At 68.6% G+C, this 26012-nt stretch carries 25 protein-coding genes and 2 tRNA genes; 15 read left to right on the top strand and 12 right to left on the bottom strand.

Annotation, left to right across the window (positions count from 1 at the left end; all coding sequences use genetic code 11):
- Nucleotides 1-10: 10 nt before the first annotated feature.
- From ACIHAX_RS26695 to argS, 3 genes are all read right to left on the bottom strand, one after another.
- Nucleotides 11-1366 carry a homoserine dehydrogenase gene (locus ACIHAX_RS26695; RefSeq protein ID WP_355073690.1) on the bottom strand — a complete coding sequence of 452 codons (1356 nt, stop codon included), beginning with the start codon at nt 1364-1366 and terminating at the stop codon, nt 11-13.
- Nucleotides 1363-2784 (bottom strand): diaminopimelate decarboxylase, encoded by a 1422-nt coding sequence (gene lysA, locus ACIHAX_RS26690; RefSeq protein WP_356969430.1) that lies wholly within the window; start codon nt 2782-2784, stop codon nt 1363-1365. Before lysA ends, ACIHAX_RS26695 begins: the two co-directional genes overlap by 4 nt.
- Before the next feature lie 61 nt (nt 2785-2845).
- Nucleotides 2846-4504: an arginine--tRNA ligase gene (argS, locus tag ACIHAX_RS26685; RefSeq protein ID WP_397280199.1), complete on the bottom strand. Its 1659-nt coding sequence runs from the start codon at nt 4502-4504 to the stop codon at nt 2846-2848.
- 92 nt (nt 4505-4596) lie between these two features.
- On the opposite strand from argS, the gene ACIHAX_RS26680 reads away from it, so the two are divergent.
- The 3 genes from ACIHAX_RS26680 to ACIHAX_RS26670 all read left to right on the top strand — a co-directional run bounded on the left by ACIHAX_RS26680 (nt 4597) and on the right by ACIHAX_RS26670 (nt 6871).
- Nucleotides 4597-5517: a DUF3105 domain-containing protein gene (locus ACIHAX_RS26680; RefSeq protein WP_397280197.1), complete on the top strand. Its 921-nt coding sequence runs from the start codon at nt 4597-4599 to the stop codon at nt 5515-5517.
- A 539-nt stretch (nt 5518-6056) separates the two neighbouring features.
- Complete coding sequence (locus ACIHAX_RS26675; protein ID WP_397280215.1) at nt 6057-6692, top strand: DUF305 domain-containing protein; 636 nt, start codon at nt 6057-6059, stop codon at nt 6690-6692.
- 106 nt (nt 6693-6798) lie between these two features.
- Nucleotides 6799-6871: transfer RNA gene (locus ACIHAX_RS26670), tRNA-Arg, on the top strand.
- Between the two features lie 27 nt (nt 6872-6898).
- Here the strand turns inward: ACIHAX_RS26670 and ACIHAX_RS26665 are convergent.
- Entirely contained in the window at nt 6899-7180 is a 282-nt protein-coding gene (locus ACIHAX_RS26665) for a type II toxin-antitoxin system prevent-host-death family antitoxin (RefSeq protein ID WP_364433062.1), read from the bottom strand.
- A gap of 167 nt (nt 7181-7347) precedes the next feature.
- Between ACIHAX_RS26665 and ACIHAX_RS26660 the strand changes: the two genes are divergently transcribed.
- The 4 genes from ACIHAX_RS26660 to ACIHAX_RS26645 all read left to right on the top strand — a co-directional run bounded on the left by ACIHAX_RS26660 (nt 7348) and on the right by ACIHAX_RS26645 (nt 9864).
- The gene (locus tag ACIHAX_RS26660; RefSeq protein ID WP_397280194.1) at nt 7348-8286 is read left to right on the top strand and encodes an alpha/beta hydrolase family esterase; all 939 of its coding nucleotides are present in this window, start codon (nt 7348-7350) and stop codon (nt 8284-8286) included.
- Nucleotides 8287-8441: 155 nt separating this feature from the next.
- Entirely contained in the window at nt 8442-8810 is a 369-nt protein-coding gene (locus ACIHAX_RS26655) for a hypothetical protein (protein ID WP_397280192.1), read from the top strand.
- Nucleotides 8811-8904: 94 nt separating this feature from the next.
- Nucleotides 8905-9072, top strand: coding sequence for a hypothetical protein (locus ACIHAX_RS26650; protein ID WP_355073678.1), 168 nt, complete (start codon nt 8905-8907; stop codon nt 9070-9072).
- Between the two features lie 87 nt (nt 9073-9159).
- Nucleotides 9160-9864, top strand: a complete 705-nt coding sequence (locus ACIHAX_RS26645) for a L,D-transpeptidase (RefSeq protein WP_397280190.1) — start codon at nt 9160-9162, stop codon at nt 9862-9864.
- A gap of 242 nt (nt 9865-10106) precedes the next feature.
- Here the strand turns inward: ACIHAX_RS26645 and ACIHAX_RS26640 are convergent, their stop codons facing one another.
- Together ACIHAX_RS26640 and ACIHAX_RS26635 are read right to left on the bottom strand one after the other, a co-directional pair.
- Nucleotides 10107-10790, bottom strand: a complete 684-nt coding sequence (locus ACIHAX_RS26640; RefSeq protein ID WP_364433077.1) for a hypothetical protein — start codon at nt 10788-10790, stop codon at nt 10107-10109.
- Between the two features lie 136 nt (nt 10791-10926).
- Nucleotides 10927-11349 (bottom strand): hypothetical protein, encoded by a 423-nt coding sequence (locus ACIHAX_RS26635; protein WP_355073673.1) that lies wholly within the window; start codon nt 11347-11349, stop codon nt 10927-10929.
- A 141-nt stretch (nt 11350-11490) separates the two neighbouring features.
- Between ACIHAX_RS26635 and ACIHAX_RS26630 the strand changes: the two genes are divergently transcribed.
- From ACIHAX_RS26630 to ACIHAX_RS26605, 6 genes are all read left to right on the top strand, one after another.
- Nucleotides 11491-11892, top strand: a complete 402-nt coding sequence (locus ACIHAX_RS26630; RefSeq protein WP_364433081.1) for a nuclear transport factor 2 family protein — start codon at nt 11491-11493, stop codon at nt 11890-11892.
- A 924-nt stretch (nt 11893-12816) separates the two neighbouring features.
- Nucleotides 12817-13227, top strand: coding sequence for a hypothetical protein (locus tag ACIHAX_RS26625; RefSeq protein ID WP_355073670.1), 411 nt, complete (start codon nt 12817-12819; stop codon nt 13225-13227).
- Nucleotides 13228-13375: 148 nt separating this feature from the next.
- Nucleotides 13376-14653 (top strand): metallophosphoesterase, encoded by a 1278-nt coding sequence (locus tag ACIHAX_RS26620; RefSeq protein ID WP_397280187.1) that lies wholly within the window; start codon nt 13376-13378, stop codon nt 14651-14653.
- A gap of 108 nt (nt 14654-14761) precedes the next feature.
- Nucleotides 14762-15784 carry an iron ABC transporter substrate-binding protein gene (locus ACIHAX_RS26615; RefSeq protein WP_397280185.1) on the top strand — a complete coding sequence of 341 codons (1023 nt, stop codon included), beginning with the start codon at nt 14762-14764 and terminating at the stop codon, nt 15782-15784.
- 2 nt (nt 15785-15786) lie between these two features.
- Entirely contained in the window at nt 15787-17340 is a 1554-nt protein-coding gene (locus ACIHAX_RS26610) for an iron ABC transporter permease (RefSeq protein WP_364433094.1), read from the top strand.
- Nucleotides 17337-18389, top strand: coding sequence for an ABC transporter ATP-binding protein (locus ACIHAX_RS26605; protein ID WP_356969405.1), 1053 nt, complete (start codon nt 17337-17339; stop codon nt 18387-18389). Before ACIHAX_RS26610 ends, ACIHAX_RS26605 begins: the two co-directional genes overlap by 4 nt.
- A gap of 80 nt (nt 18390-18469) precedes the next feature.
- Here ACIHAX_RS26605 and ACIHAX_RS26600 read toward each other — a convergent pair.
- A tRNA-Cys gene (locus ACIHAX_RS26600) sits at nt 18470-18544 on the bottom strand.
- A gap of 113 nt (nt 18545-18657) precedes the next feature.
- Between ACIHAX_RS26600 and ACIHAX_RS26595 the strand changes: the two genes are divergently transcribed.
- Entirely contained in the window at nt 18658-19209 is a 552-nt protein-coding gene (locus ACIHAX_RS26595) for a MarR family transcriptional regulator (RefSeq protein WP_355073651.1), read from the top strand.
- 116 nt (nt 19210-19325) lie between these two features.
- The gene (locus tag ACIHAX_RS26590) at nt 19326-20366 is read left to right on the top strand and encodes an Hsp70 family protein (RefSeq protein ID WP_364433099.1); all 1041 of its coding nucleotides are present in this window, start codon (nt 19326-19328) and stop codon (nt 20364-20366) included.
- 37 nt (nt 20367-20403) lie between these two features.
- Here the strand turns inward: ACIHAX_RS26590 and ACIHAX_RS26585 are convergent, their stop codons facing one another.
- The 5 genes from ACIHAX_RS26585 to ACIHAX_RS26565 all read right to left on the bottom strand — a co-directional run bounded on the left by ACIHAX_RS26585 (nt 20404) and on the right by ACIHAX_RS26565 (nt 25849).
- The gene (locus ACIHAX_RS26585; RefSeq protein ID WP_355073647.1) at nt 20404-21177 is read right to left on the bottom strand and encodes an enoyl-CoA hydratase; all 774 of its coding nucleotides are present in this window, start codon (nt 21175-21177) and stop codon (nt 20404-20406) included.
- The gene (gene mmsB / locus ACIHAX_RS26580; RefSeq protein WP_397280182.1) at nt 21174-22070 is read right to left on the bottom strand and encodes a 3-hydroxyisobutyrate dehydrogenase; all 897 of its coding nucleotides are present in this window, start codon (nt 22068-22070) and stop codon (nt 21174-21176) included. Before mmsB ends, ACIHAX_RS26585 begins: the two co-directional genes overlap by 4 nt.
- Nucleotides 22070-23134: an enoyl-CoA hydratase/isomerase family protein gene (locus ACIHAX_RS26575; protein ID WP_397280180.1), complete on the bottom strand. Its 1065-nt coding sequence runs from the start codon at nt 23132-23134 to the stop codon at nt 22070-22072. The genes mmsB and ACIHAX_RS26575 overlap by 1 nt, the downstream gene beginning before the upstream one ends.
- A gap of 70 nt (nt 23135-23204) precedes the next feature.
- Entirely contained in the window at nt 23205-24344 is a 1140-nt protein-coding gene (locus tag ACIHAX_RS26570) for an acyl-CoA dehydrogenase family protein (RefSeq protein WP_355073641.1), read from the bottom strand.
- Nucleotides 24345-24349: 5 nt separating this feature from the next.
- Nucleotides 24350-25849: a CoA-acylating methylmalonate-semialdehyde dehydrogenase gene (locus tag ACIHAX_RS26565; protein ID WP_397280178.1), complete on the bottom strand. Its 1500-nt coding sequence runs from the start codon at nt 25847-25849 to the stop codon at nt 24350-24352.
- Nucleotides 25850-26012: the final 163 nt, after the last annotated feature.

Genomic DNA, 26012 nt, shown 5'->3' with positions numbered 1-26012 from the left:
GACGCTGTGGTCATTCTTCGGTGCCTTCCAATCTCAGAACGCTGGTCACGGATGTGACGGATGCCATTCCCGCCAGTGCGGCCACGGTGTCCGCGAGCGCCGACTCCACGGCGTGGTGGGTCACCACGACCAGGCGCGCACCCGAGCCGTGCCCTTCTTGACGGACGGTCGAAATGCTCACCCCGTGTTTGGCGAATTCGCCCGCCACCGCGGCCAGGACTCCAGGACGGTCCTCGACTTGCAGGTTCACGTGATAGCGGGTGGGCGTATCGCCGATCGGCGCGATCGGTAGCTCAGCATAAACCGATTCGCCGGGAGCGCGACCCCCATAGAACTTGTTCCGTGCCGCCATCACCAGATCGCCGAGTACGGCCGACGCGGTCGGAGCGCCGCCCGCGCCCTGCCCGTAGAACATCAGCCGCCCGGCGTTCTCCGCCTCGACGACGACCGCGTTGAACGCACCGGTCACCGCGGCCAGCGGGTGCTTGCGTGGGATGAGCGCCGGGTAGACGCGCACCGAGACGCGCTCTTTGCCGCCGTCCTCCGGTCCGGGCTCGCCGGGACCCGCGTCCACCCGCTCGCAGATGGCCAGCAGTTTGACCGTGCAGTCGAGCGCGGAGGCGGTTTCCAGATCCTCGGCGGTGATCCGCGAGATGCCCTCGCGGTAGACATCGGCGGCGGTGACCCGGGTGTGGAACGCCAGCGAGGCGAGGATCGCGGCCTTGGCCGCGGCGTCGTAGCCCTCCACGTCGGCGGTCGGGTCGGCTTCGGCGTAGCCCAGCCGGGTGGCCTCGGCCAACGTCTGCGAGTAGTCGGCGCCGGTCTCGTCCATCGCGGAGAGGATGAAGTTGGTGGTGCCGTTGACGATGCCGACGACCCGGTTCACCCGGTCGCCCGCCAGCGACTGGATCAGCGGGCGCACCACGGGGATGGCGCCCGCGACGGCGGCCTCGAAGTACAGATCGGCGCGACTGGCTTCGGCCGCGGCGGCGAGCTCGCCGGTGTAGTCGGCCAGCAGCGCCTTGTTCGCGGTCACCACGGATTTGCCCGCATTCAGCGCGGCCAGGATCAACCGGCGCGGCGGATCGATGCCGCCGATCACCTCCACCACCAGGTCGACGTCGTCGCGGGCGACCAGCGCGTCCGCGTCGGTGGTGAGCAGGTCCGCGGGGATGCCGCGGTCGGTGTCGAGGCTGCGCACGGCCACCCCGCGGAGCACCACCGGCGCGCCGACGCGGGAACGCAGGTCCTCGGTGTGCTCGCGCAGGATGCGCACGACCTCGGTGCCCACATTGCCCATGCCGAGGACCGCGACCCCGATCGGGCGATCGGTCCCCCACACGCCGTTCTTCGCGTTGGCCGTCACGCTTCCACCTCCAAGCTGAGCAGGTCCGCCACCGTCTCCCGGCGCAGTATCAGGCGCGGCTGTCCGTCCCGCACCGCGACGACCGCGGGACGGGTCAACTGGTTGTACCGGCTGGACATCGAGTAGCAGTACGCGCCGGTGGCGGCGACGGCGATCAGGTCGCCGGGGCCGACGTCGGCGGGCATCCAGGTGTCCCGGATGACGATATCGCCGCTCTCGCAATGCTTTCCGACAACGCGCGCGACCACCGGCCCGGCCTGCGACGACCGCGAGACCAGACGGCAGTCGTAGTCGGCCTGGTACAGCGCGGGCCGGATGTTGTCACTCATGCCGCCGTCGACACTCACGTACCGGCGGCGCAGACCGCCGTCCAGCGAGACGTCCTTGATGGTGCCGACCTCGTAGAGCGTCACCGTGCCGGGCCCAGCGATGGCGCGGCCGGGCTCGACAGCGATCGTCGGCGTGGGCAGACCCGCTCGTTCGGCTTCGGCTGCGACCAGTTCGCGCAGGCTCGCCGCGAACCGGTCCAGCGGCGGCGGGTCGTCCGACGGAAGATACGAAATGCCAAGTCCGCCACCGAGATCCAGCGTCGCGATCTGCGCGGTGCGCTCGATGCCGAATTTGTCGATGGCCTCGCGGAGCAGGCCGAGCATGCGCCGCGCGGCGATCTCGAAGCCGTCGATCTCGAAAATCTGCGAACCGATGTGGCTGTGCAGGCCGACCAGGCGCAGGTTGTCGGCATCGAAGACGCGCGCGAGCGCCTCCATCGCGTCGCCGCCCGCGATCGAGAAGCCGAACTTCTGGTCCTCGTGCGCGGTCGAAATGTATTCGTGGGTGTGGGCTTCCACCCCGACGGTGACCCGGACCAGCACGTCCTGCACCACGCCCGCGCGGCTCGCGACGGCCTCCAGGCGCTCGATCTCGATGAGCGAGTCCACCACGACGTGGCCGACCCCCGCGGACACCGCGGCTTCCAGCTCGGCGACGGATTTGTTGTTGCCGTGCAGGGCGATTCGCTCCGCGGGGAAGCCCGCGTGCAACGCGACGGCGAGTTCGCCGCCGGAGCAGACGTCCAGCGAGAGGCCCTCGTCCCGGATCCAGCGGGCGACCTCGCCGCACAGGAACGCCTTCGACGCGTAGTGGACTCGCGCGTTCGCCCCGAACGCGCGGACCATGTCGCGGCAGCGGGAACGGAAGTCGTCCTCGTCCACCACGAACAGCGGGGTGCCGAACCGCTCGGCCAGCTCGTACACCGGCACGCCCGCCAGGTGGACCACGCCCGCGTCGTCGCGGGTCGCGTTGCGCGGCCAGACGTTCGCGGGCAGGTCGATCATCTGCCGCGGATCGCTCGGGCGCTCAGGCAGATTCGGCGCATGCGGAATCTCGGCATGCCGGGGACCGGCGGGATGCGCGCTCATAATTCCACCTCGCTGCGCTCGCTCAACTTCGCTTCCTTCCTCGCTCTGGTCGACCGGACGGTCACATGCGCTCCGGCGCGCTGACGCCGAGCAGGCCCAAGCCGTTGGCCAAGACCTGGCGCGTGGCGTTGACCAGAGCGAGCCTGGCCGCGTTCGTCGGCGAGACGGGGTCGTCGCCGAGCGGCAGGACGCGCAGGTTCTTGTTGGTCTGGAAACGGTGGTACGCGCCGGCCAGTTCCTCCAGGTAGCGGGCTACCCGATGCGGTTCGCGCAAGCTCGCCGCACCGCTCACCACGCGCGGGTATTCGCCGAGGGTGCGGATCAGCTCGCCTTCCTCGTCGGCCGACAGCAGCGCGAGGTCGGCGGCGACGGAGTCGTAATCGAACTCGGCGGCGTTGCGCGCGATGGACGCGGTCCGCGCGTGCGCGTACTGCACGTAGTAGACCGGGTTCTCGTTGCTCTGACTGGCCCACAGGTTCAGATCGATGTCGATGCTCGAGTTCACCGACGAACGCACCAGCGAGTACCGCGCCGCGTCCACGCCGATCGCCTCGACCAGGTCGTCGAGGGTGACCACGGTCCCAGCGCGCTTGCTCATCTTCACCGCGACGCCGTCACGCAGCAGGTTCACCATCTGCCCGATCAGCACCTCGACCGTGGCCGGGTCGTCGCCGAACGCGGCCGCGGCGGCCTTCAGCCTGCCGATGTAACCGTGGTGGTCGGCGCCGAGCATGTAGATGCACAGGTCGAAGCCACGGGCCCGCTTGTCCTGGAAGTAGGCGATGTCGCCCGCGATGTAGGCGGCCTTGCCGTCGCTCTTGATGACCACCCGGTCCTGGTCGTCACCGTATTCCGAGCTGGCGATCCACCAGGCGCCGTCCTTCTCGTACAGGTCGCCGGAGTTCTTCAGCCGCTCCACGGCCTGCTCGACCGCGCCGGAGGCGAACAGCGAGCTCTCGTTGAAGTAGACGTCGAAATCGGTGCCGAATTCGTGCAACGACTCCCTGATGTGCGCGAACATCAGCTCGACGCCCTCGGCACGGAACAGCTCGAGGCGCTCGGCCTCCGGCTTGCTCAGCACGTCCGGGTTGGCGGCCACGATCTTGTCGGCGATCTCGCCGATGTAGGCGCCCGCGTACCCGTTCTCCGGGGTCGGCGCGCCGGTGGCGGCCGCCGCCAGGGAGGCGGCGAACCGATCGATCTGCGCGCCGTGGTCGTTGAAGTAGTACTCGCGCACCACGTCCGCGCCCTGCGCGGCCAGGATGCGGCCCAGCGCGTCGCCGACCGAGGCCCACCGGGTGCCGCCCAGATGCACGGGACCGGTCGGGTTGGCCGAGACGAACTCGAGGTTGATCCGGGTGCCCTTCAGAGTCTCGGCGGTGCCGTACGCTGCGCCCGCGGCGAGCACCCGCTCGATGATCGCGCCCTGCGCGGAGGCCGCGAGACGGATGTTCAGGAAGCCGGGCCCGGCGACCTCGGCGGCGGCGACGCCGTCGGCGGCGGCCAGCGCGTCGGCCAGCCAGGTGGCCAGATCACGCGGCTTGGTTCCGGCGCGCTTGGCCACCTGCATCGCGACATTCGTGGCATAGTCGCCGTGTTCGGGGTTGCGGGGACGCTCCACGGTGACCTCGTCGGGCAGGACCGCAGGGTCCAGTCCACGTTCGACAAGCACCTTCGCCGCGGTAGAGCGAAGGAGATCTGCAAGGTCAGCTGGAGTCACGAGTCTCTATCCTATGGTCTTGGCGGGTGTGCACCTCGGGTGGGCACTGCGCAGCCAGCGGATCCATCCACGTCGAAAGAGCACACTGAGCGATGCCTAGCAGTCCCAGCGCCAAATCGGCCAAGGCCGCCAAGGCCGCGGCGAAGTTGTCGGCTCCCCGCAAGCGGGGCGGGCAAGGACAGCTTCCGAAGAAGAATCGCCAGGTTCCCTGGTTGGCCATCGGCGCGGCCGTAGTAATCATCGCATTGATCGGCGCGCTGGCTTACAGCCTGGTCCCCAAGTACCGGGAGAAGGCCGACCTGGAGAAGTACACGCCGAGCGCGCAGAAGAAGGACCCGTCCGACGGGATCGCGGGCGTGGTGAAGAAGGAGTACCCCGCCGGGCTGCACATCAACTCCAGCCAGCGCGTGGCCTACGACCAGGCTCCGCCGTTCGGCGGCCCGCACGACCAGTCGTGGGCGACCTGCACCGGCGTGGTTTACAACAAGCCGATCCGGGTGGAGAACGCGGTGCACTCGCTCGAGCACGGCGCGGTGTGGATCACCTACAACCCGGACAAGGTGAACGCCGACGGCATCGCGACGCTGAAGGCGAAGGTCGAGGGCAAGCCGTACACGTTGATGTCGCCCTACCCCGGCCTCGACTCCGCCGTCTCCTTGCAGTCCTGGGGGCACCAGTTGAAGCTGGACAGCCCCGACGACAAGCGCGTCGGCCAGTTCATCACAGCTCTGCGGCTGAACAACTACACCTATCCCGAGGTCGGCGCGGACTGCTCGACGATCGTCTTCGACACCGACAACCCGCCGCCGTTCGATCCCACGCCGCCCGGACCCGACGCGGTGCCGATGGACGGCAAGGGCTTGCAGCAGGACCAAACCGAACTCGGCGGCATGCCCGGTGGTCTGCCCGGCGTGCCCGGCGTGCCGGGTCTTCCCGGACTTCCCGGTGTGCCCGGCGCTCCGGTGCCCGCGCAGCCCGCGCCCGCGCAGCCCGCTCCTGGCGCGGGGCAGTAGTGGCCGGCGACCAGGGAGGCGTCGAGTCCGGGGGGCGCGAAGCATCCGCCGGTTCCGGCGCTCCTGAAGTCACCGCGTCCGGCACTCACGACGCCATCGGACCCGACGGTCGCAAGGCGCGCGGATCCGGCAATCGCAAAACCGCTGGGTCCGGGGATCGCGCCGCGTCCGCAGGGTCCGGCACTCCCGAATCCGCCGATCGCAGCGCCACCGGGTCCAGCGAACCGACGACGGCCGCCGGCACCGGAGTCACCAAGTCCGGCGATCTCCAAGCCGCCGGCTCCGGCGATCGGGCAACAGCCGCAGGGTCCGGTATCGAGGAAGCCAGCAGGCCCGAGAGTGTCGGATCCTCGAGATCGGGCGATCGAAGAGCACACGTCGAATCCGACAGCGAAGCATCCGCCCAGTCCTCCTCGCCCGAAGCACCTGCCGGATCGGGCGATCGCCGAGCTACCACATCCGAACGCGAAGCATCTGACGGATCCGATGACCGCGAAGCATCCGGCGTCGGCGGACAGTTCCGCCGCCAGCGCACCGCGCTGCTGATCCTCGGCATCATCGGCGCGATCCTGATCGGCTTCGCGATCGGCGTGCTGGCCCGGATTCCGCTGAACGGTTCCACGGAGCCGGACCCGGGCCCGGTGGATGTCGGTTTCAGTCAGGACATGTCGGCGCACCACGCCCAAGCCGTCGAAATGGCGGGCGTGCTGCTGGTTCGCTCCACCGACACCGAGGTACGCCGCCTGGCCTACGACATCCTCACCACCCAGCAGAGCCAGATCGGACGCATGCAGGGCTGGTTGCAGCTGTGGGGCGAGCCCGCGCAGGGCGTCGACGGGTTCATGGGCTGGATGACCGAGCCGATGGGCGGCCACGATCATTCCGGTGCCGACATGCCACACCACTCCGGGCCGGTGTCCACCATGCCCGGCATGGCCACCCCCGCCGAACTCGCCGCGCTCCGCCAGGCCACCAGCCCCAAGCTGGACACGATGTTCCTGCAGCTCATGCTGCGCCATCACCAGGGCGGGTTGTCGATGATCGACTACGCCGCCCAGCACGCCGACACCACGGCGGTGCGCACCCTCGCCGAAACCATAGCCACCACCCAACGCGGCGAATCCGACCTGATGACCACCATGCTCACCGCCCGCGGCGCCGCCCCCCTCCCCTGACCCGAAACCGCGCCGCCGTCCGCCCTTTTTGGCGGACGGCCGCCGATACGATAGGCTGACCCAGCCCGATCGGACCGCCATCCCGGCCCCGACCGAGTCCTATCCCGCCCTCGTAGCTCAGGGGATAGAGCGTCTGCCTCCGGAGCAGAAGGCCGCAGGTTCGAATCCTGCCGAGGGCACCGAGCAAAGGCCCCTTGACCAGCTGGTCAAGGGGCCTTTCTCATCGGCGGCCTAGGCCTCGTGGGCGAGGACCCGAGGTGTGACACTGCGCCGCGATGTTCCGCGATAGAACGCTCGAGGTGTCGCGCGTTGAAGGGGTTGCCGAGAAGGTACGCGGTCTCCTTCAGCGCTCGGTATTCGCTCAGGGCGACCACCACGGCCGGTTCGCGCCCGGCACGGGTGATCACCACTTCTTCCAGATCCTCGGTGGCGCTGTCGAGAACCGAGGCGGGGTTCGCTCGCGCCTCGGTGTAGTTCATCGACTTCATGCTCGTAAGGTACGAGACCCTGTGCAGTTGGCGACCGAAACTTTTGGATCACCGATAGGGCGTTCGCCGTCCCGCGACTCGGTGCGATCGACCACGCAGCGACACTGTGCGGACAGCGGCCGCATCAGTGGGTGGCCTCGCGATGCCGGGGCTCCTACCATCGAGCCGTGCTGAGATCGTTGGCCGCCATCGTCGTCGGCGCGGCCCTGGTCCTGACCGCCGCCTGCGCGCATTCGCGTGCCAGTGGACCCGATGATCCGCACCGTGTCCTGGACTACGCGGGCGCGCAACGCCACTACCTCATCCACCGTCCGGCGGGTTCACCGCAAGGCAGGCTCGCGGCGGTTCTGGTCTTCCACGGTGGTGGCGGTAGCGCCGGGTACATGGCGAACAAGAGCGGTTTCGATCGGCTGGCCGACGCCAATGGATTCATCGCGGTCTACCCCGAGGGGATCGGCAGGTCATGGAACGACGGCCGGGGTGCCGACACACGCGCGGGCGCAGCGGATGTCGATGATGTCGGGTTCGTCTCGGCGTTGATCGACCACCTGGTCGCCGCCGACGAGGTCGATCCGGCTCGGGTGTATGCCACCGGGATGTCCAACGGGGGCATGTTCACCCAGCATCTGGGGTGTCACCTGAGCGCCAAGCTGGCCGCGATCGCGCCGGTGGCTGGTCCACTTCCCGCCGCGGACGAGACGAACTGCGCACTCGCGCATCCACTTCCGGTGCTGGAGATCCATGGCACCGCCGATCCGATCGTCCCGTACGAAGGCGGTGTCGTGCGGGTGACGTCGGGCAATAACGGCCGCACGGGCACCGGCCCGGTCTTGTCGGTGGCGGCCACGCAACAGCTGTGGCGCGGGCAGAACGACTGTCCACCGCCGAACGCCAGTGAGTTGCCCGCACGCGGCGACGACGGGACCTCAGTAAAGATCGAGACGGCGCTGTGCCCGGACGATGTCGGCGTCGTCCTCTACACGGTCACCAACGGTGGCCACACCTGGCCGGGCGGCGAGCAGTATCTCCCCAAGGCGTTGGTCGGCGCGGTGAGCCGCCAATTCGATGCTTCGGAGATCATCTGGCAGTTCTTCGCCGCCCACTGAATGGGTCGCGGGACACACCTGATTCGAATCGACAGGACGCTGGTACGGGCGCGGATGCCGAGAACTCCCGGTGGTCGACACCCGATCGCCCGTCTTTCCAGCACCGGGATTGCAGGCACTTCGAATGCTAGCCGCTGCAATGATTACGAGCCCCGGTGTCACCCGAGGCTCGTTTGCGCGAGTTTGCCGACCTGATTTCGTTGCTGGGCTTGGATATCGGCTTCTCGCACATCCTCTGCCCCATGGCATCGCACCCCCGACTCAGCAAGGCTCAGTCCGCCGTGCTGGCGGCGCTCGCGCCGCGCGGAATCCTGTCCGTGGACTCGCTGGTGAGAACGGCGAATGCGTCCGGAAGGCGAACTGGCCGCGCACTACGCCTAGAGGCGGCCGGCCTGGTCGTTCACACCGGAATGGTCGGCCGCAGTGGATACCAGATCACTGTCAGCGGTCGTCGGGTGCTCGCGAGCGATACCGGCGACTCCTCGCGCGGGGGGATGACCATTGCACAGCACGACATTTGGTGACCACACCGTCCTCTGGCGGATCGTGCGCGGGTCGCGGATCGCGATCGAGTCGCTCATCGACCATGCCACTGGGGCCCCGGCCTACCGGATGAGAATGGACGGCTCGATAATCGACATCCCCAACGGCGACCCCGGCATGATCTACTTCGGTGAAGGAGAGGACCGCCCCGACCTGGCCCAGGTACGCGAGTGGTTCCCGAAACTCTTCGACCTCTGGGACACGGTGAGAACTCAGTACTGGCAGGCCATAACCCCGAGATGATGATGACGAGTGGCACACCATCGAGAGGTCTACTCGACATTTGCCGCAGCCGTGTGCCACTCGTGGCTCGTCTACATAGGAGGGTGAATGGGATTGGATGGGAGTGGGGGGCGGCGAGGCCGGGTTGTGGTGGGCGGGCTCGTGGCCGTTGCCGTGGTGCTGGGGGGTGTGTTGTGGGCTGTGGCTGGTAGAGAGCGGCCGCCCTTCGATGTGGATGCGGTTCCGGGGAGTCAAGTCGTCTGGGTGAGTGCGGCGGCGGGGGCCGACCGGGGGACGTTGGAGCTGTGGCAGCGGGGGCGGTTCCGCCGGTGGGAGCGGACGCTTGCTGTGCCCGCTTGGGTTGGTGCGGAGGGGATTTCGCGGGAGGCCAGAGAAGGGGCGGCATATACGCCGGAGGGCACCTTTCCGTTGACCGAAGGATTCGGCCGGGTGCCTGCCGTGGGCGCGAAACTTCCCTACCTTTCGGTCGATCCGTCCAATACCTGGTGGTGGGTGTCCGACACCGAAAGCCCGCTGTACAACCAGAAGTATCGGTGCGCCGAGGGTGAATGCCCGTTCGACACCGCCCTCAGCGAGAATCTCGGGCGAACCGAACCGCAGTACGACTATGCGCTGGTCATCGACTACAACCGCTTTCCGGTCGTGCCGGGGCGGGGCTCCGCGTTCTTCGTCCACGTCGATGTCGGCAGGCCGACAGCAGGGTGTGTCGCGATCGGCGACGACGTCATGCGGACGCTGCTGGCCACCCTCGAACCGTCGCGGAAACCGGTTATCGACATACACGCGAGGTGAACGCCCGACCAGCAGGCCGTTGTCCGCTCGCCCGCGACGTTCCGGCACTCGGCCGAACAGAATGACATCCGCTCGCGTTCGCGCTGCGCGACCAGCTGGGTGACTACCGCCCGCAACGCAGCCCACCGACAGTCGTGGCATGACACGTGGACGCGTGCCGCCAATGCCGCCGTCATATAAGAAAAGGCCCCCGTAGTCGGGAGCCCTTCTCGGATGGTTGGGTGCCGTGTGCGGCGCGACGTTTACGGCAGGGGTTCGGTGGGTTTGTCGGTGGATGTGAGGACGCCCGCGTTGGTGAGGTATGTGAAGGCGGGGGCCGTGAAGCCGGGCTGCAGGAAGTAGAAGTGCGCCTTGGTGACGGCCCCGTTCTCGGCGGCGTCGCAGAGGGCGTGCAGGGCGGTGGGGTCGACGGTGAGGGCGGTGAGTTTGCCCGCCTCGTAATCCATCTCCACCCACTTCGCGTGAATGGCGGCGCTCATGACGCTGCCGGTGAAGTCCTCCCGGTCGGAGGCGGCGCTGAGGCCGAGTTCGAGGCCGTCGTCCAGGTCGGTCGGCGTGTGCTGCCAGCGGCCGAACTCCCACCAGCGCACGAAGCTGACCGGGCCCTGGACGCCGCCGGGCAGCTTCGTGGTCGGTTCCACGGACCGCACCCAGGCGGGCGCCGCGGCCAGCGGATCGTAGGAGGTTCCGGCGACCTCGTTGTCCTCATCCCTCCCGAATAGCAGCGCGCGGTCACCGGCATATCTGACCAGCGAGAACCAATTGCCCTCACCGTCGTCGTTGATCAGCCGGCCGCCTTCCACTCTGGCCGTCTGCCCGATCTCCTGTCCGCTCGCGGCCCGATCGGTGTGCGTTGCGCAGGTGATCACGTCCAAGACGGTCACGCGCGCCCACAGCACCTCGGGATGCGGCAACTGAAATCCCATGCCGGGCAACGTATCACCGGCCCCTTACGGCGACAACCGGGCCGGCAATCGACGGGACAACCCATTCGGGCCGCGGCGCGCTGGACAGCAAACCTGGTTGGCGGCGATCACGCAGATATGAGCAGGGCAGGCAAATTCACGGCAATGAGCCCGGCTCGGGTCGCGCGACATTCCCGCGTGACGATCGAGCCGATTCCGGTCCGGATTGTCCGGTATCCCGCGGACGCAGCGCATAGGCGGGAACCAACTGGTCGCGCACCTGCAGATCCGGACGTCCGTCGGCGAACTGGATGCTGTAGTTCACCCGGCCCATCCAATCGCCGTCGACGGTGGGCAACCAGTGCGTCAGGGTTCCGGGTCGCTCGCCGCGCATGATGACCCCGGCGCCGTTCACATGGCGCGGCGTCCCTGGATCGCGGACCAGGATCGCGTCCAGCCGCACCCAGACCGGGCGCGGCGGGTAGGTCAGCGTCCGGTAGTAGTGGCCGGTCCGGTTCGGGTAGACCAGCTCGGGTTCCGTTCCTTCGGTTCGCGGCGTTTCATCGCTTATCGAACCCATGTTCGAATGTTAGCCGGACATATGCGGCAAGCACCAGGCAACCCCGGCCCGAATCGGGCGGCATGACGACGGCCACAGTGCCATCAGCGCTCGGCTTCTAGTATGTTCATTCTAGAACGATCATATTAGAAGGAGGGCGACATGACCGCGAAGTTCGAGGTGGTCAACGGTTTCTACGCCGCGACGCAGACCGGTGACGGACCGGCGATCCTGGCGCTGCTGCATCCGGAGTTCGAAGCGCGAACCGCACCGGGCATGCCGTGCGGCGCGGGCGGCGCCTTCCACGGGCCGATCGCGGCGATGACGGGTATCTGGGGACCGGTCGCGCGAGATTTCGACACCGCGCCGTACGACGAGACATGGCAAGAGACAACCGACGGCACCATCGTGGTGACCGGGCATTATCGCGGCGCGGCGCGCGCCACCGGCCGCGAGTACGAAGCGGAGTTCGTGCACCTGTGGCAGGTCGACGACGACGGGCGCATCACGCGCCTGCACCAGTACACCGACACCGCACGCTGGCACGCCGCATTGGACGCCTGACGCCGCGAGTGCCGACCTCGCGCAAGAACCCGGATCACGGGCCGATTGCTGTTCCGCCGACACCCGCGCCGACAGCCCGGACGCGACGCCTGCACCGGATCGCATCAAGAGCCGATCACCTTCCCGCCGACACCCACACACCCGAACACAACACCAGCACCGGACCACACCAGAAGCCGACCACCCTCCCGCCGACACCCACACACCCGAACACAACACCAGCACCGGACCACACCAGAAGCCGACCACCCTCCCGCCGAGACCCACACAGCGCGCAGACGACACCAGCGCCGGACCGGATCGGGAGCCGATCGCCGCCTGGCCGCTCCACACCTGACCGAACGATCCGGTCTGGTTTGGTTTCCGGTCACCCGGGCACGCCCTTGCCGTAGCGATGCAGGCACCGGGGGCAGACCGGAGGACGACATGGCTAATCCACCGGGCGGGCAACCGCCGGATGACCGACCGCCGCAGCCGCAACAGCCGCCCCCCGGCTCCCCGCCGCCCGAACCTGAGCAACCCCTTCCGCCGCCGGAGCCGGTGCAACCCTCCCCGCCACCCGGTCCGGGGCAACCGCCTTCACCGCCGGGTCCGGGGCAACCGCCTTCGTCGCCCGGTCCCGGGCAACCCCCTTCACCACCCGGTCCGGGGCAACCCCCTTCACCACCCGGTCCGGGGCAACCCCCTTCACCACCCGGTCCGGGGCAACCACCTTCACCGCCCGAACCCGGGCGACCCTTTCCACCACCCGGACCGGGACAACCCTTTCCACCACCCGGTCCCGGACAACCGTTCCCACCACCCGGACCGGGTTATCCACCGCCCGGGCCCGGTTATCCGCCACCCGGCTACGCCCCCGGCGGATACCCACCACAGCCCAGAAAGAGCCACACCGGCCTGATCGCCGGCTTGGTGGTGATAGTCGTGCTGGTGATCGCCGGCGCGCTGATCGCCGGGATCTTCTTGACCACGCAGGGCAAAGGTCCGCTCGCCTCGGACGAGAAGAAGATCGAGCTCGCGATCCGCGACTTCTACGAGACTCTCGACAGGCGCGGCTTCCGCGCGGCGGCCGAACAGGCGTGCGCCCGCGAACGCGCCGCGTTCGAGGCGATGACCGAGAGCGAGAAGAAGGAATTCGACAGCACCTCGGTTTCGGTCACCATCGATAGGATCGACGACATCGTCGTCACCGGGGACACCGCGACCGCGAAGGTCACCGGCAAACTCACCGTCGCGGTGCCGGGCGAGCAGCCCGATACCGAAACCAGCACGACCGAGCATCTGAAGAAAGAAGACGGCAAGTGGAAGGTCTGCTCCCCGGAGGGCACGCGCTGATCACATGCACCCACGCATGAGTTGCTGCGGCCCCAGCCGCAGGACCGTCCTCGGCGCGCTCGGCCTCGCCGCTCTGCTCCCTCTTGCCGGTCGACCGAAACCGGTTCGCGCTCAACCGAATACGACCATCGCGACGGATCTGGAAGTGGTGACGATCACCGACACATCGGTGATCCTCACCTGGACCACGCTCGCACCCGACCCGAGCGGTCGGCTGCTGCCCGTCGAGACCGACGCCCAGGTGCGAATCGGTCCCGCCGACTCGCCGCGCGCACCGGCCCAGGTCTTCGCCGACGACCACCCGACCCCTTTCCACTACGCCGAGATAGCGGGACTCGAGCCGGGCCGCGCCTACCGCTTCGAAGCCTGGTCCGCGGGCCTGCGCGCCACACCGGCGCTTTCGCTCACCACCGCCGACCCGGCCGCGCCGGAAGCGCGCGGCGAGTTCACCACCCTGGTCCCGCCGCCCGGCCGCAGGTTGCGCACGCTGGCACTGTCCAACGACGTGCACTACGGCGAGCAAGTCAGCGGGCTGATCGCGGGCGACCTGCCCCCCGGCTTCCGGCAGGGTCCCGGCCTCACGCCCTACCCCGAAGTGATGCTGACCGCGATGCTGGACGACTTGCGTCGTCCCGACCGCGCAGCCGAACTCTTGCTGCTCGCGGGCGACCTGACCGCCGAAGCCTCCGAGCAGGACACCCGCACGGTGCGGGCCCGCCTCGATGCCTGGGGCACGCTCGGCCACGACTACCTGGCCGTGCGCGGCAACCACGACCGGCCGCACGTCGGCGGCGAATACGCCGGTTGCGCCCCCGTGCCCGCCGCCCACCGCGACTGCTGGGCCGATGTCTTCTCCGCACGACAGGAAATGGTCGAACACGAGGCCGGCGGTCTGCGGGTGCTGGGATTGGACACCAGCCAACTCGACGGCGCGGGCGGCTCCATCGAGCGCCCGCAGTTCGATCACCTCGCCGAACGCCTGCGCGCCGATCCGGACCGGCCGACGCTGGTATTCGGCCATCACCCGGTCACGACGGAGTCCGGACTGACCAACCTCGCCGGACCCGGCTTCGTGCTCGACGGACGCGACAGCGCCGAGTTGCAGGCGCTCTACACCCGCAGCCCCGGCGTCTTCCTGCAACACAGCGGCCACACCCACCGTAATCGCCGCACCAGGCCGGACGCGCCGTGCGCGGTCGAGTTCCTGGAGGTCGCCGCGGTCAAGGAGTACCCGGGCGGCTACAGCCTGCTGCGCCTCTACGAGGGCGGATACATGGTCAATTTCTACAAGACCCGCACCGAGGACGCCCGGCGCTGGAGCGCGCTCACCCGCGGCGAGTACTTCGGACTGCAGCCGGATTACACGCTCGGCACCTGCGCGGACCGCAATCACATTGCACTGCGCGACTTTTCGGGGCTGACGTAGCGTCAGCGAGAAATCCCCAGATCTGCCAGGGTTCCCGCATGTCGGACGCGGTATCTTCCTTAGGTAAGGCTCAACATATGCACGGGTAACGCGGTCGGAAGGACGAGGATGAAGCCGGTCAGATGGAAGACGATTGCCGCTGGATTGGTCCTCACCATGACGGCCATCGGCGGCACGGCTTGCTCGAATTCCTCCGACAACGCGAACGAGATCACCGTCTACAACGCGCAGCACGAATCGCTCACCAAAGAGTGGGCCGACGAGTTCACCAAGGAAACCGGCATCAAGGTGACATTGCGCCAGGGCGGCGACACGGCTCTGGGCAACCAGCTGGTCGCCGAGGGCGCTGCCTCGCCCGCCGACGTCTTCCTCACCGAGAATTCCCCCGCCATGGCGCTGGTGGAGAACGCGGGCCTGTTCGCCGACGTGGACGCCAAGACCCTGGAGCAGGTGCCCGCGCAGTTCCGCCCGTCCACCGGCAAGTGGACCGGCGTCGCCGCGCGGTCGACGGTGTTCGTCTACAACAAGAACAAGGTCCAGCCCGGTCAGCTGCCCGCCTCGCTGTTGGATCTGGCGCAACCGCAGTGGAAGGGCCGCTGGGGCTCGGGCGTCTCCGGCGCCGACTTCCAGGCCATCGTGGCGGCTCTGCTGGCGCTGAAGGGTGAGGACGTCACCCGCGCCTGGCTGAAGGGCATGAAGGAGAACGCGACACCGTTCCCGAACAACGTCGCCACCATGAAGGCGGTCAATTCCGGCAGCCCGGACGGCGGCGTCATCTACCACTACTACTGGTACCGCGACCAGGCGAACACGAAGGAGAGCAGCGCCGACACCGCCCTGCACTACTTCAAGAACCAGGACCCGGGAGCCTTCGTCAGCGTTTCCGGCGGCGGCGTGCTGAAGGCGAGCAAGAAGCAGGAGGCGGCGCAGAAGTTCCTGGCGTTCATCGTCGGCAAGACCGGACAAGAGGTGCTGCGCGACGGCACGTCGCTGGAGTACCCGGTCGCCGCCGGAGTGGCCGCGAACCCGGCGCTGCCGCCGCTGGCCGATCTGCAGGCCCCCGCGGTCGATCCGTCCAAGCTGGACTCGAAGAAGGTCACGCAGCTGATGACCGAAGCGGGTCTGCTGTAGCCGTGGCAGTCCGGACCGTTGTCGCCGCGCCCCGGATCGGCAGGCCGGGGCCGCTGGTCACGAGCGTCGCGCTGCTGCTGGTGGCGGCGACGTTCGTGCCGCTCGGATACATCGTTTCGACGGTCTTCTCCACCGGCCTCGAGCAGGCGAAGGAGCTGGTGTTCCGGCCCAGAGTCGGTGAGCTGCTGGAGAACACGGCCGCGCTGGTGGTGTGCACCGTGCCCATCTGCGTGGCGCTCGGTATCGGGCTGGCCTGGGTGGTCGAACGCACCGACGTGCCGGGGAAATCCTGGTGGGGGCCGGTTTTCGCCGCGCCGCTCGCGGTTCCGGCGTTCGTCAACAGCTATGCCTGGGTGAGCGTCTTTCCGACCATGCACGGCCTGTGGGCGGGCGTGGTGATCTCCACGATGTCCTACTTCCCGCTGGTCTATCTGCCCGCGGCGGCCACACTGCGCCGCCTGGATCCCGCGGTGGAGGAGTCGGCGCGGGCGCTGGGCTCGGGCCCGGTCGCGGTGTTCGCGCGGATCGTGCTGCCGCAGCTGCGCTTGGCGATCCTCGGTGGCGGGCTGCTCATCGGACTGCATCTGCTCGCCGAGTACGGCGCCTTCGTGATGGTCCGGTTCGACACGTTCACCACGGCCATCTTCGAGCAGTACCAGTCCAGCTTCGCCGGTCCGGCAGGCAGCATGCTCGCCGGTGTGCTGGTGCTGTGCTGCCTGGCGCTGCTCGGGGCCGAAGCGGGGCTGCGCGGTCGGGCGCGCTACGCGCGGATCGGCAGCGGGGCGCCGCGCGCCGCGACCAGAACCCGGTTGGGCGTCGGCACGTTGCCGGTGCTGGCCGCGCTCGTCGCGGTGACGGCGGGCGCGCTGGGCGTGCCGCTGTGGACCATCGGGCGCTGGTTGCGCATCGGCGGCGCGGCGGTGTGGGATCTCACCGATATCGGCAACGCGCTCGGGCAGACGATCGGACTCGCGTCGGTCGCCGCACTGCTCACCACCCTGTGCGCGTTCCCGGTCGCGTGGATCGCGGTGCGTTCCACCTCCGCGTTCGCGCGACTGGTCGAGGGCGCCAACTACATCACCAGTTCGCTGCCGGGCATCGTGATCGCGCTGGCCATGGTGACCGTGACCATCCGGTGGGCGCCCGCGCTCTACCAGACGGCGGGCATGGTGATCGCCGCCTATCTCCTGCTGTTCCTGCCCCGCGCCCTGGTCAGCGTGCGGGCCGGGCTCGCTCAGGTGCCGGTCGGCCTGGAGGAGGCGTCCCGGTCGCTGGGCAAATCGGCGCCCGCGACGTTCTTCCTGGTCACGCTGCGTCTCGCGGCGCCGGCCGCGGCTGCCGCCGCCGCACTGGTGTTCGTCGCCGTGGCGACCGAGCTGACCGCGACGCTGCTGCTGGCGCCCAACGGAACCCGCACGCTGGCGATGCGGTTCTGGGGCCTGTCGGGCGAATTGGACTACGCGGGCGCCGCGCCGTACGCCCTGATCATGATCGTCGCCGCGGTGCCGGTGACGTACCTGCTGTTCACCAACTCGCGGAAGGCGGCCGGGATATGAGTCGCGTTGTCGTCGCCGATGTCTCGAAGACCTTCGGCCACACCCGGGTGCTCGGCGGGATCACGCTCGACGTGCCGGATCACACCGCGACCGCGGTGGTCGGGTCGTCCGGGTGCGGCAAGACCACCCTGCTGCGCGTGATCGCCGGATTCGAGTCGCCGGATGCGGGTTCGGTGTCGATCGGAACGGAAACCGTTGTCGGTGAACGGGTAACGGTGCCGCCACAGCGCCGCAACATCGGTTACGTCGCCCAGGACGGTGCGCTGTTCCCGCATCTGACCGTCGGCCAGAACATCGCCTACGGGCTGCCGGGCATGCGCCGCAACAGCCGCGGGCGGGTGCACGAACTGCTGGAGATGGTGTCGCTGGACGCGTCCTATGCCGACCGGCGACCGCATCAGCTCTCGGGCGGTCAGCAGCAGCGCGTAGCCCTGGCCCGCGCGCTGGCGCGCAAGCCGTCGGTGATGCTGTTGGACGAGCCGTTCAGCGCGCTGGACGCGGGCCTGCGCGCGACGACCAGGCAGGCGGTGGCCGACACGCTGCGCGAGGCGGGCATGACCAGCATTCTGGTGACGCACGATCAGGAGGAGGCCCTCAGTTTCGCCGAGCAGGTGGCGGTGATGCGGGAAGGCCGCTTCACTCAGGTCGGAACGCCGGAGGAGGTCTACGCGACGCCGAAGGATCTGTTCACCGCGCGGTTCCTCGGCGATTGCGTGCTGTTGGACGCGGTGGTCGAGGCCGACGTGGCCAAGTGCGCGCTGGGCCGGATCCCGGTGCAGCGCGATGCCGCGTGCGGGCCGTCGACGATCATGCTGCGACCGGAACAGCTTGTCGCCCATGTCGCTTCGGAGAACGAGGCGGAGGCAGGCCGAGTGCGCGCCGTCGACTTCCGCGGCGCCGACGTCATCCTGACGATCGAACTGGACGGTTCCGGCACTCCCATTCTCGTACGCCGGGCCAGCGTCGCGGCCCCCGTCACCGGGCAGCGGGTTCGCCTGGAAGTGATCGGATCGGCGGTGGCGTATTCGGAGCCGAACCAAGCCGCCTGAAACAGGCTCGCGTCACGACCACGCGGCTTCCTGATGCGCCTCGGTGCTCGGCAGTGGCGTGACCGAGCACCGAGGACGTTTGGAGCGAGCGGCGGGAATCGAACCCGCGTAAACGGCTTTGCAGACCGTTGCCTAAACCACTCAGCCACGCCCGCCTCGCCCTAGATAGTGCCCGTGGGCGACGGCCCGGCCCACCATTGCGCTCACGGTGATCCGAAGCCTGGCCGGATGCCCCCGCCCTCCTGTGGTGGCATGGAATGATCGGAACATGTCTCGGCCACGCCCGCTTCCGAACGATCCGATCGAGGAAGCCCACCGCCAGTGGGTCGGCCACGGCTGGGGGGATGTCGCCGACGGCATGGCCGCGGTGACGTCGCTGGTTCGGGCTCAGCAAATCGTGATGGCACGGGTGGACGAGGCGCTGAAACCCACGGGATTGACCTTCTCTCGCTATGAGTTGCTCCGGCTGCTCAGTTTCAGCAAAACCGGCGCGCTGCCGATGGCGAAGGCCAGCGCCCGCTTGCAGGTGCACCCCACCAGCGTCACCAACACCGTCGACCGGCTGGAGGCGGCGAAGCTCGTCGAGCGGGTACCGCATCCCAGCGACCGGCGCGCTACTTTGATCGAAATCACCGATGCCGGACGCGAATTGGTGGCGAAGGCGACCGAGGAACTCAACGCGAAAGTCTTCGCGCTCCCCGGCCTCCCTCCGGAACGACTGCACACTCTCCTGCAACTGCTCGCCGAATTCCGACATGCCGCGGGCGACTTCGAGACCGCGGAGGGAACGGCGCGCTGGTCGGCCACGGCCACAGACTAATTCGACGTACCGGTCGGTCGCATACCGCTGCCGACCGACCGAGGGATGACATTCCGGCATTCAACCGGCGAATTACCGGGCACGCCGTCTTGGCAGCGGAACGGAAAAGGTCCACCATGGAGATCATGGTGCTGGTCTTGGGTGTATCGGCGGGCGCTGGCGGCGCTCACGCGATGCTGACACACTCCGATCAGCCACACCTACCCCCGATCGATAGCTGCGAAGTGCCGCGGCGGGCGGGCGGCGGCGTCGAGGAATCGGTCCTCGAGGCGATCCGCCGGATGAACGGCGCCGCCGACCGGCGCGACGAGCTGATCTCGGGCACGGCGGTGACGTGCCGCTGTCCGCTGCACGCCGACGCCATCCGCGCAGGCGTCGGCGGCCGTGACGTGACCATCGTCGACGAACCGCTCGCCCAGCTGCGCTACCTGCGCTTCACCGGGCAACTGCCGGACAGCGGCACGGTGATCCTCTACGACCTGGGCAGCTCGGGACTGACCATCACCCACGCCGATTGCCGCACCGACACGATTCTGTCCAGCAAACGCAGCACGGTCCTCGGCGGCGACGGCTACGACGCGCTGTTGCGCTGGCGCCTGGCCCGCGACGGCGTGCTCACCGACACGCCGACCATCCGGCGTCATCGCGAAGAACTGAGCGAGGCGAGGGTGGTCACCGCGATCGACGACGGCACCGGCGACCGGGCCGTTCTCACCCGCAGCGACCTGGCCGAACTGTGCGCGGCGGGCATTCATCACTCGGTGTCGTTCGTGCGGCAGATCATCGACGAGACCGGCGTGCGACCGGAGGCCATGGTGCTGCTCGGCGGCTGCACCCGCAGTCCCAGCATTCGCGCCGAGCTGGCCGAACACATCGACCTGCCGATCGTCTACGACCCCGAACCCGACTTCGTCTCCGCGCGCGGCGCCGTGCTGCTCGCCGCGGAACGACGAGGCGGCGACGTCCGGATGGCGCGGCTACGCGCCGGAGCCACCCTGGTCCCGGCCACCGTCGACCGGCGCAAACTCATCGCGGCGGCGGCGGTCACCATCGCGCTGGGCGCCACCATCGCCGGACTGCTCGCCACGAACGAGGACGCGCCCCCGCCGGAAGGGAACAAGGTGCCCGCGAAGATCGTCGCGCCCCCCACCGGATAACCGCCCGGCCGAGCGATCCGGCCGGGCGGAACCGGTGTCAGCGGTTGGTGAACTTCGCCGGACGCTTCTCGACGAAGGCGCTCATGCCTTCCTTCTGATCCTCGATCGCGAACAGCGAGTGGAAGACTCGCCGTTCGAAGCGCAGCCCCTCGGCGAGCGTGGTCTCGAACGAGCGGTTCACCGCTTCCTTGGCGATCATGGTGACCGGCAGCGACATCCCCGCGATGGTCTCGGCGACCTCGAGGGCGGTGTCGAGCAGTTCTGCGGCGGGCACGATACGCGAGACCAATCCCGCCCGCTCGGCCTCCTCCGCGTCCATGTTGCGGCCGGTGAGCACCAGATCCATGGCCTTGGCCTTGCCGATCGCGCGGGTCAGGCGCTGTGAGCCGCCGATGCCGGGGATGACGCCCAGCTTGATCTCCGGCTGCCCGAACTTGGCGGTGTCGGCCGCGAGCAGGATGTCGCAGATCATGGCCAGCTCACAACCGCCGCCCAGCGCGTAGCCCGCCACCGCCGCGATGGTGGGCTTGCGGAACTGCGCCAGCCGGTCCCAGCGGGCGAAGTAGTCGTTCAGGAACATGTCCATGTACGACTTGGGCTGCATCTCCTTGATGTCGGCGCCCGCCGCGAAGGCGCGCTCCGAGCCGGTGATCACGATGGCCCCGATCTCGTCGTCGTGCTCGAGCTCGTCGAGCGCGGCGATGACGTCGTCGAGGACCTGCGCGTTCAGCGCGTTCAGCGCCTTCGGCCGGTTCAGCGTGATCCAGCCGACCCGGCCCTTGCGTTCCAGCAGAATCGTCTCGAAGCTCACTCGGCACCCTCTTGGTCGGAACGGTCACGGATATCGGTGACGATAGCCGAGAAGTCCCGTCCGGCATCCGTCTGGTTGAAACGGTCGTAGATCGTGGCGGCGAGCAGTCCGAGCTGCCCGTCGACGTTGTTGTCGCGCAACGCGTTCGCGGCCAGGCCCAAGTCCTTCGACATCAGCGCCGTCGCGAAGCCGGGCTGGTAGTCGTTGTTGGCCGGACTGGTCGGCACCGGGCCGGGGACCGGGCAGTAGCTGGTCAGCGCCCAGCTCTGGCCGGAAGCCGTGGAGACCACATCGAAGAAGGACTGATGGCTCAGGCCCAGCTTCTCGCCCAGCACCAGCGACTCCGACAGCGCGATCATGGACACGCCGAGCAGCATGTTGTTGCAGATCTTCGCCGCCTGGCCCACGCCGGAGCCGCCGCAGTGCACGACCTTGCCGCCCATCACCTCGAGCACCGGCAGCGCGTCGGCGAAGTCCGCGGCGGCGCCGCCGACCATGAAGGTCAGCGTGCCCGCCGCCGCGCCGCCGACACCACCGGAGACCGGTGCGTCCAGCGCGCGGTGCCCCGCTGCGGTGGCGCGTTCGGCCGCGACCTTGGCATCGGCCACGTCGATGGTGGAGCAGTCGATGAACAGCGTGCCCGGCGCGGCGACCGGGAGCAGCTCGGCGTACACGTCGAGGACGAGTTTGCCGTTGGGCAGCATGGTGATCACGGTCTCGGCCGCGGCGGCCTCGGTGGCCGCATCCACCACGATCGCGCCGTCGCGCCCGGCCTGCTCCCGCGCCGCGGGCACCGGGTCGAAGGCGAGCACCTCGTAGCCCGCCCGCACCAGGTTGGCCGCCATCGGCGCGCCCATGTGGCCGAGGCCGAGGAAACCGATTCGCTTGCTCATCACGCCACCTCCGGGGTCCGCAGACCCAGCTCTCGATCGCCCAACTCGGCGAAGTACGCGTCCACCTGCGCGTCCGTGACCGCATCGAGGGTCGCGGGCGACCATCGCGGATCACGATCCTTGTCGATCACCTGGGCACGAATGCCCTCGACCAGATCGTGCGACGACAGCGACGCGATGGACACCCGGTACTCCTCGTTCAGCACCGCCTCGAGACTCGGCGCGGTGCGCGCCGCCCGCAGCGAGCGCAGCGTCACCTTCAGCGCCACCGGGGATTTCGCCAGAATCTCGGTGGCCGCCGCCCGCGCGCCCGGCGCGTCGTGCGCTTGCAGCCGCGCGACGATCTCCTCCACGGAATCGGCTCCGTAGCAGACGTCGATCCAGTCCTGCTCGGCGGCCAGCGCGGATTCCGGTGCGTCCGTGGCGAATTTGGCGATCGCGATGTCGGCGCTCTCCGTGCGCAACGTCTCCAGCAGGGCGGGCAGATGCTCGGAGGCGACGAAGTAGTCCGCGAAGCCCGCGGCGATGGCGTCACCCGCGCTCATGCGGGCGGTGGTCAGCGCGACGTGCGTGCCGATCTCGCCCGGCGTCCGCGCGAGCAGGTAGGTGCCGCCGACGTCCGGGACGAACCCGATTCCCACCTCGGGCATGCCGATCTTGGAGCGCTCGGTCACGACGCGGTGGCTGCCGTGGCCCGAGAGCCCGACACCGCCGCCCATCACGATGCCGTCCATGATCACCACGTACGGCTTCGGGTAACGGCCGATCAGGGCGTTGAGGACGTACTCGTCGCGCCAGAACTGTCCGGTGGCCGAATCTGCTGTATTCGCACCGCTTTTCGCGTCGGCGTGGATGGCGACGATGTCGCCGCCCGCGCACAGTCCGCGCTCCCCCGCGCCGGTGACCACGACGGTGCGCACCGCGTCGTCATCGGCCCACTCGCGCAACGCGTCGGTGATGGCGAGAGCCATCGAGTGGTTCAGCGCGTTGATGGCCTTCGGCCGGTTCAGCGTGATCAGGCCGAGCCCGTCACGCTGTTCGAGCAGAACTTCTGGCTCGCTCATACTCTGTCCTTTCCGACATGATCGGGACCCTGCGTGGTCACGCTGCGCTGCCGCCTCCGGGCCTGACCTCTCATGCCGCTCCTACCAATGAGCGGGCGACGACCAGCCGCATGATTTCGTTGGTGCCCTCGAGGATCTGGTGCACCCGCAGATCCCGGACGATCTTCTCCACGCCGTATTCGGTCAGGTAGCCGTAGCCGCCGTGCAGTTGCAGGGCCTTGTTGGCCACCTCGAAGCCCGCGTCGGTGGCGAAGCGCTTCGCCATGGCGCACAGCTCCACCTTGTCCGGCGCGTCGGCGTCCAGCGCCGCGGCGGCCCGCCACAGCAGCGTGCGGGCGGCCTCCAATTCGATGCGCATATCGGCGAGTTCGAATTGCAGCGCCGGATTCCGCAGCAGCGGCTTGCCGAACGCGTGCCGCTCGGCGAGATACGGCACTGTCTTGTCCAGCGCCGCCTGCGCGCCGCCGACCGAGCACGCGGCGATGTTGAGCCTGCCGCCGTTGAGCCCGTTCATCGCGATGCGGAAGCCGTCGCCCTCCGCGCCGAGCCGGTTGGCGGCCGGGACCCTGGCGTCGGAGAAGATCACCTGACGGGTCGGCTGCGCGTTCCAGCCCATCTTCTTTTCGTTGGCTCCGACGGAGATGCCGGGAGTGTCGGCGGGCACGATGAACGCCGATATCCCGCGCGCTCCCGCGTCACTGGTCCGCGCCATGACGACGTAGACGTCCGTGGCGCCCGCGCCGGAGATGAACTGCTTGGCGCCGTTGAAGACGTAGTCGTCACCGTCGCGCACGGCCTTGGTGCTCAACGCCGCCGCGTCGGAGCCAACGCCCGGCTCGGTGAGCGCGTAGCTGGCCAGCAGTTCCATCGCGGTCAGCCGGGGCAGCCAGCGGTGGCGCTGTTCGTCGTCGCCGTAACGGTCGATCATCCACGTCGCCATGTTGTGGATGGAGATGTAGGCGGCGATGGCCGGGCAGCCGGTGGCCAGCTGCTCGAAGATGCGCACGGCGTCGAGCCTGCGCAGGCCCGAACCGCCCACGTCCTCGCGCACGTAGATACCGCCGAGGCCCAGCGGCCCCGCCTTGCGCAGCACGTCCACCGGAAAATGCTTCTGCTCGTCCCATTCCAGCGCGTTCGGGGCGAGGAATTCGTCGGCGAAGCCGCGCGCGGTGTCGCGGATCGCCTTCTCGTCGTCGTCGAGTGCGAACATCCGCGTCAGTCCATCGTCGGGATGACGAACGCGTTGCTCTCCTTCAGGCCCGCGGGCCAGCGCTGCGTCACCGTCTTGGTCTTGGTGTAGAAGCGGATCGAATCCGGACCGTGCTGGTTCAGGTCGCCGAAGCCGGAACGCTTCCAGCCGCCGAAGGTGTAGTACGCGATCGGCACCGGGATCGGCACGTTGATGCCGACCATGCCGACCTGCACGCGCGCGGCGAAGTCGCGCGCGGTGTCGCCGTCCCGGGTGAAGATCGCGACGCCGTTGCCGTACTCGTGCTCGTTGGCCAGCCGCAGCCCCTCCTCGTAGTCCTTGGCGCGGACCACGCTGAGCACCGGGCCGAAGATTTCCTCGCGGTAGATCCGCATCTCCGGGGTCACCTTGTCGAACAGCGTCGCACCGACGAAGTAGCCGTTCTCGGCGCCCTCCACGACCAGGCCGCGGCCGTCCACCACCAGTTCGGCACCCTCATCGATGCCGATCTGGACGTAGTTGTTCACCCGGTTCACGCCGTCCTGACCGACCAGCGGGCCGTAGTCGGCGCCGGGATCGTCGGAGCGGCCGACGTTGAGCTTGTGCACCCGCTCGGTCAGCTTGGCCACCAGGCGATCGGCGGTCTCCTCGCCGACCGGGACGGCCACCGAGATGGCCATGCAGCGCTCGCCCGCGGACCCGTAGCCCGCGCCGATCAGCTGATCGGCCACGTCGTCGAGGTCGGCGTCCGGCATGACGATCGCGTGGTTCTTCGCGCCGCCGAAGCACTGGGCGCGCTTGCCGTTCGCGGTGGCGGTCTCGTAGATGTACTGCGCGATGGGGGTGGAGCCGACGAAGCCGACGGCCTTGATGCGCGGATCGTGCAGCAGCGTGTCGACGGCTTCCTTGTCGCCGTTGACCACGTTGAACACACCGGCGGGCAGACCGGCCTCGAGGAACAGCTCGGCCAGCCGCAGCGGCACCGAGGGGTCGCGCTCGGAGGGCTTGAGCACGAACGCGTTGCCGGTGGCCAGCGCGGGACCGGCCTTCCACAGCGGGATCATGGCCGGGAAATTGAACGGGGTGATGCCCGCGACGACGCCGAGCGGCTGACGCATCGAGTAGACGTCGATGCCGGTGCCCGCGCCCTCGGTGTATTCGCCTTTGAGCAGGTGCGGGATGCCGGTGGCGAACTCGATGACCTCCAGGCCGCGCTGGATGTCGCCCTTCGCGTCGGCGATGGTCTTGCCGTGCTCGGACGACAGCAGGGCGGCCAGCGAGTCCATCTCGTCTTGCACCAGGGTCAGGAACTTCATCAGCACACGCGCCCGCTTCTGCGGGTTGAACGCGGCCCATTGCGGCTGCGCCGCCTCGGCGTTCGCGATGGCCGCCTCGACCTCGGACTTGCTCGCCAGCGGCACCCGCGCCTGCACCCGGCCGCGGTTGGGATCGAAGACGTCGCCGAAGTTGCCGGACGTGCCCGGCACATGCTGTCCGCCGATGAAATGGGTGAGTTCGCGAACCATGCCAGTCCTGTTCTCGTAGCGATCGGGACACCGCGGAGCGGTATGCGGTCATCCTATAGTTGGACGTCCAAGTATTGGCCGAGCGTCGGGCGTGATGTGATTCATCCCACGTGTCGACGGACGACCGGCGCGGGAGGCGCAGCCTTTCGGCTTCTTCCCCACC

Origin of the sequence: Nocardia sp. NPDC051929, assembly GCF_044548645.1 — a bacterium.
Classification (GTDB): Bacteria; Actinomycetota; Actinomycetes; order Mycobacteriales; family Mycobacteriaceae; genus Nocardia; species Nocardia sichangensis.
This window is presented reverse-complemented; position numbering and strand designations above follow the sequence as displayed.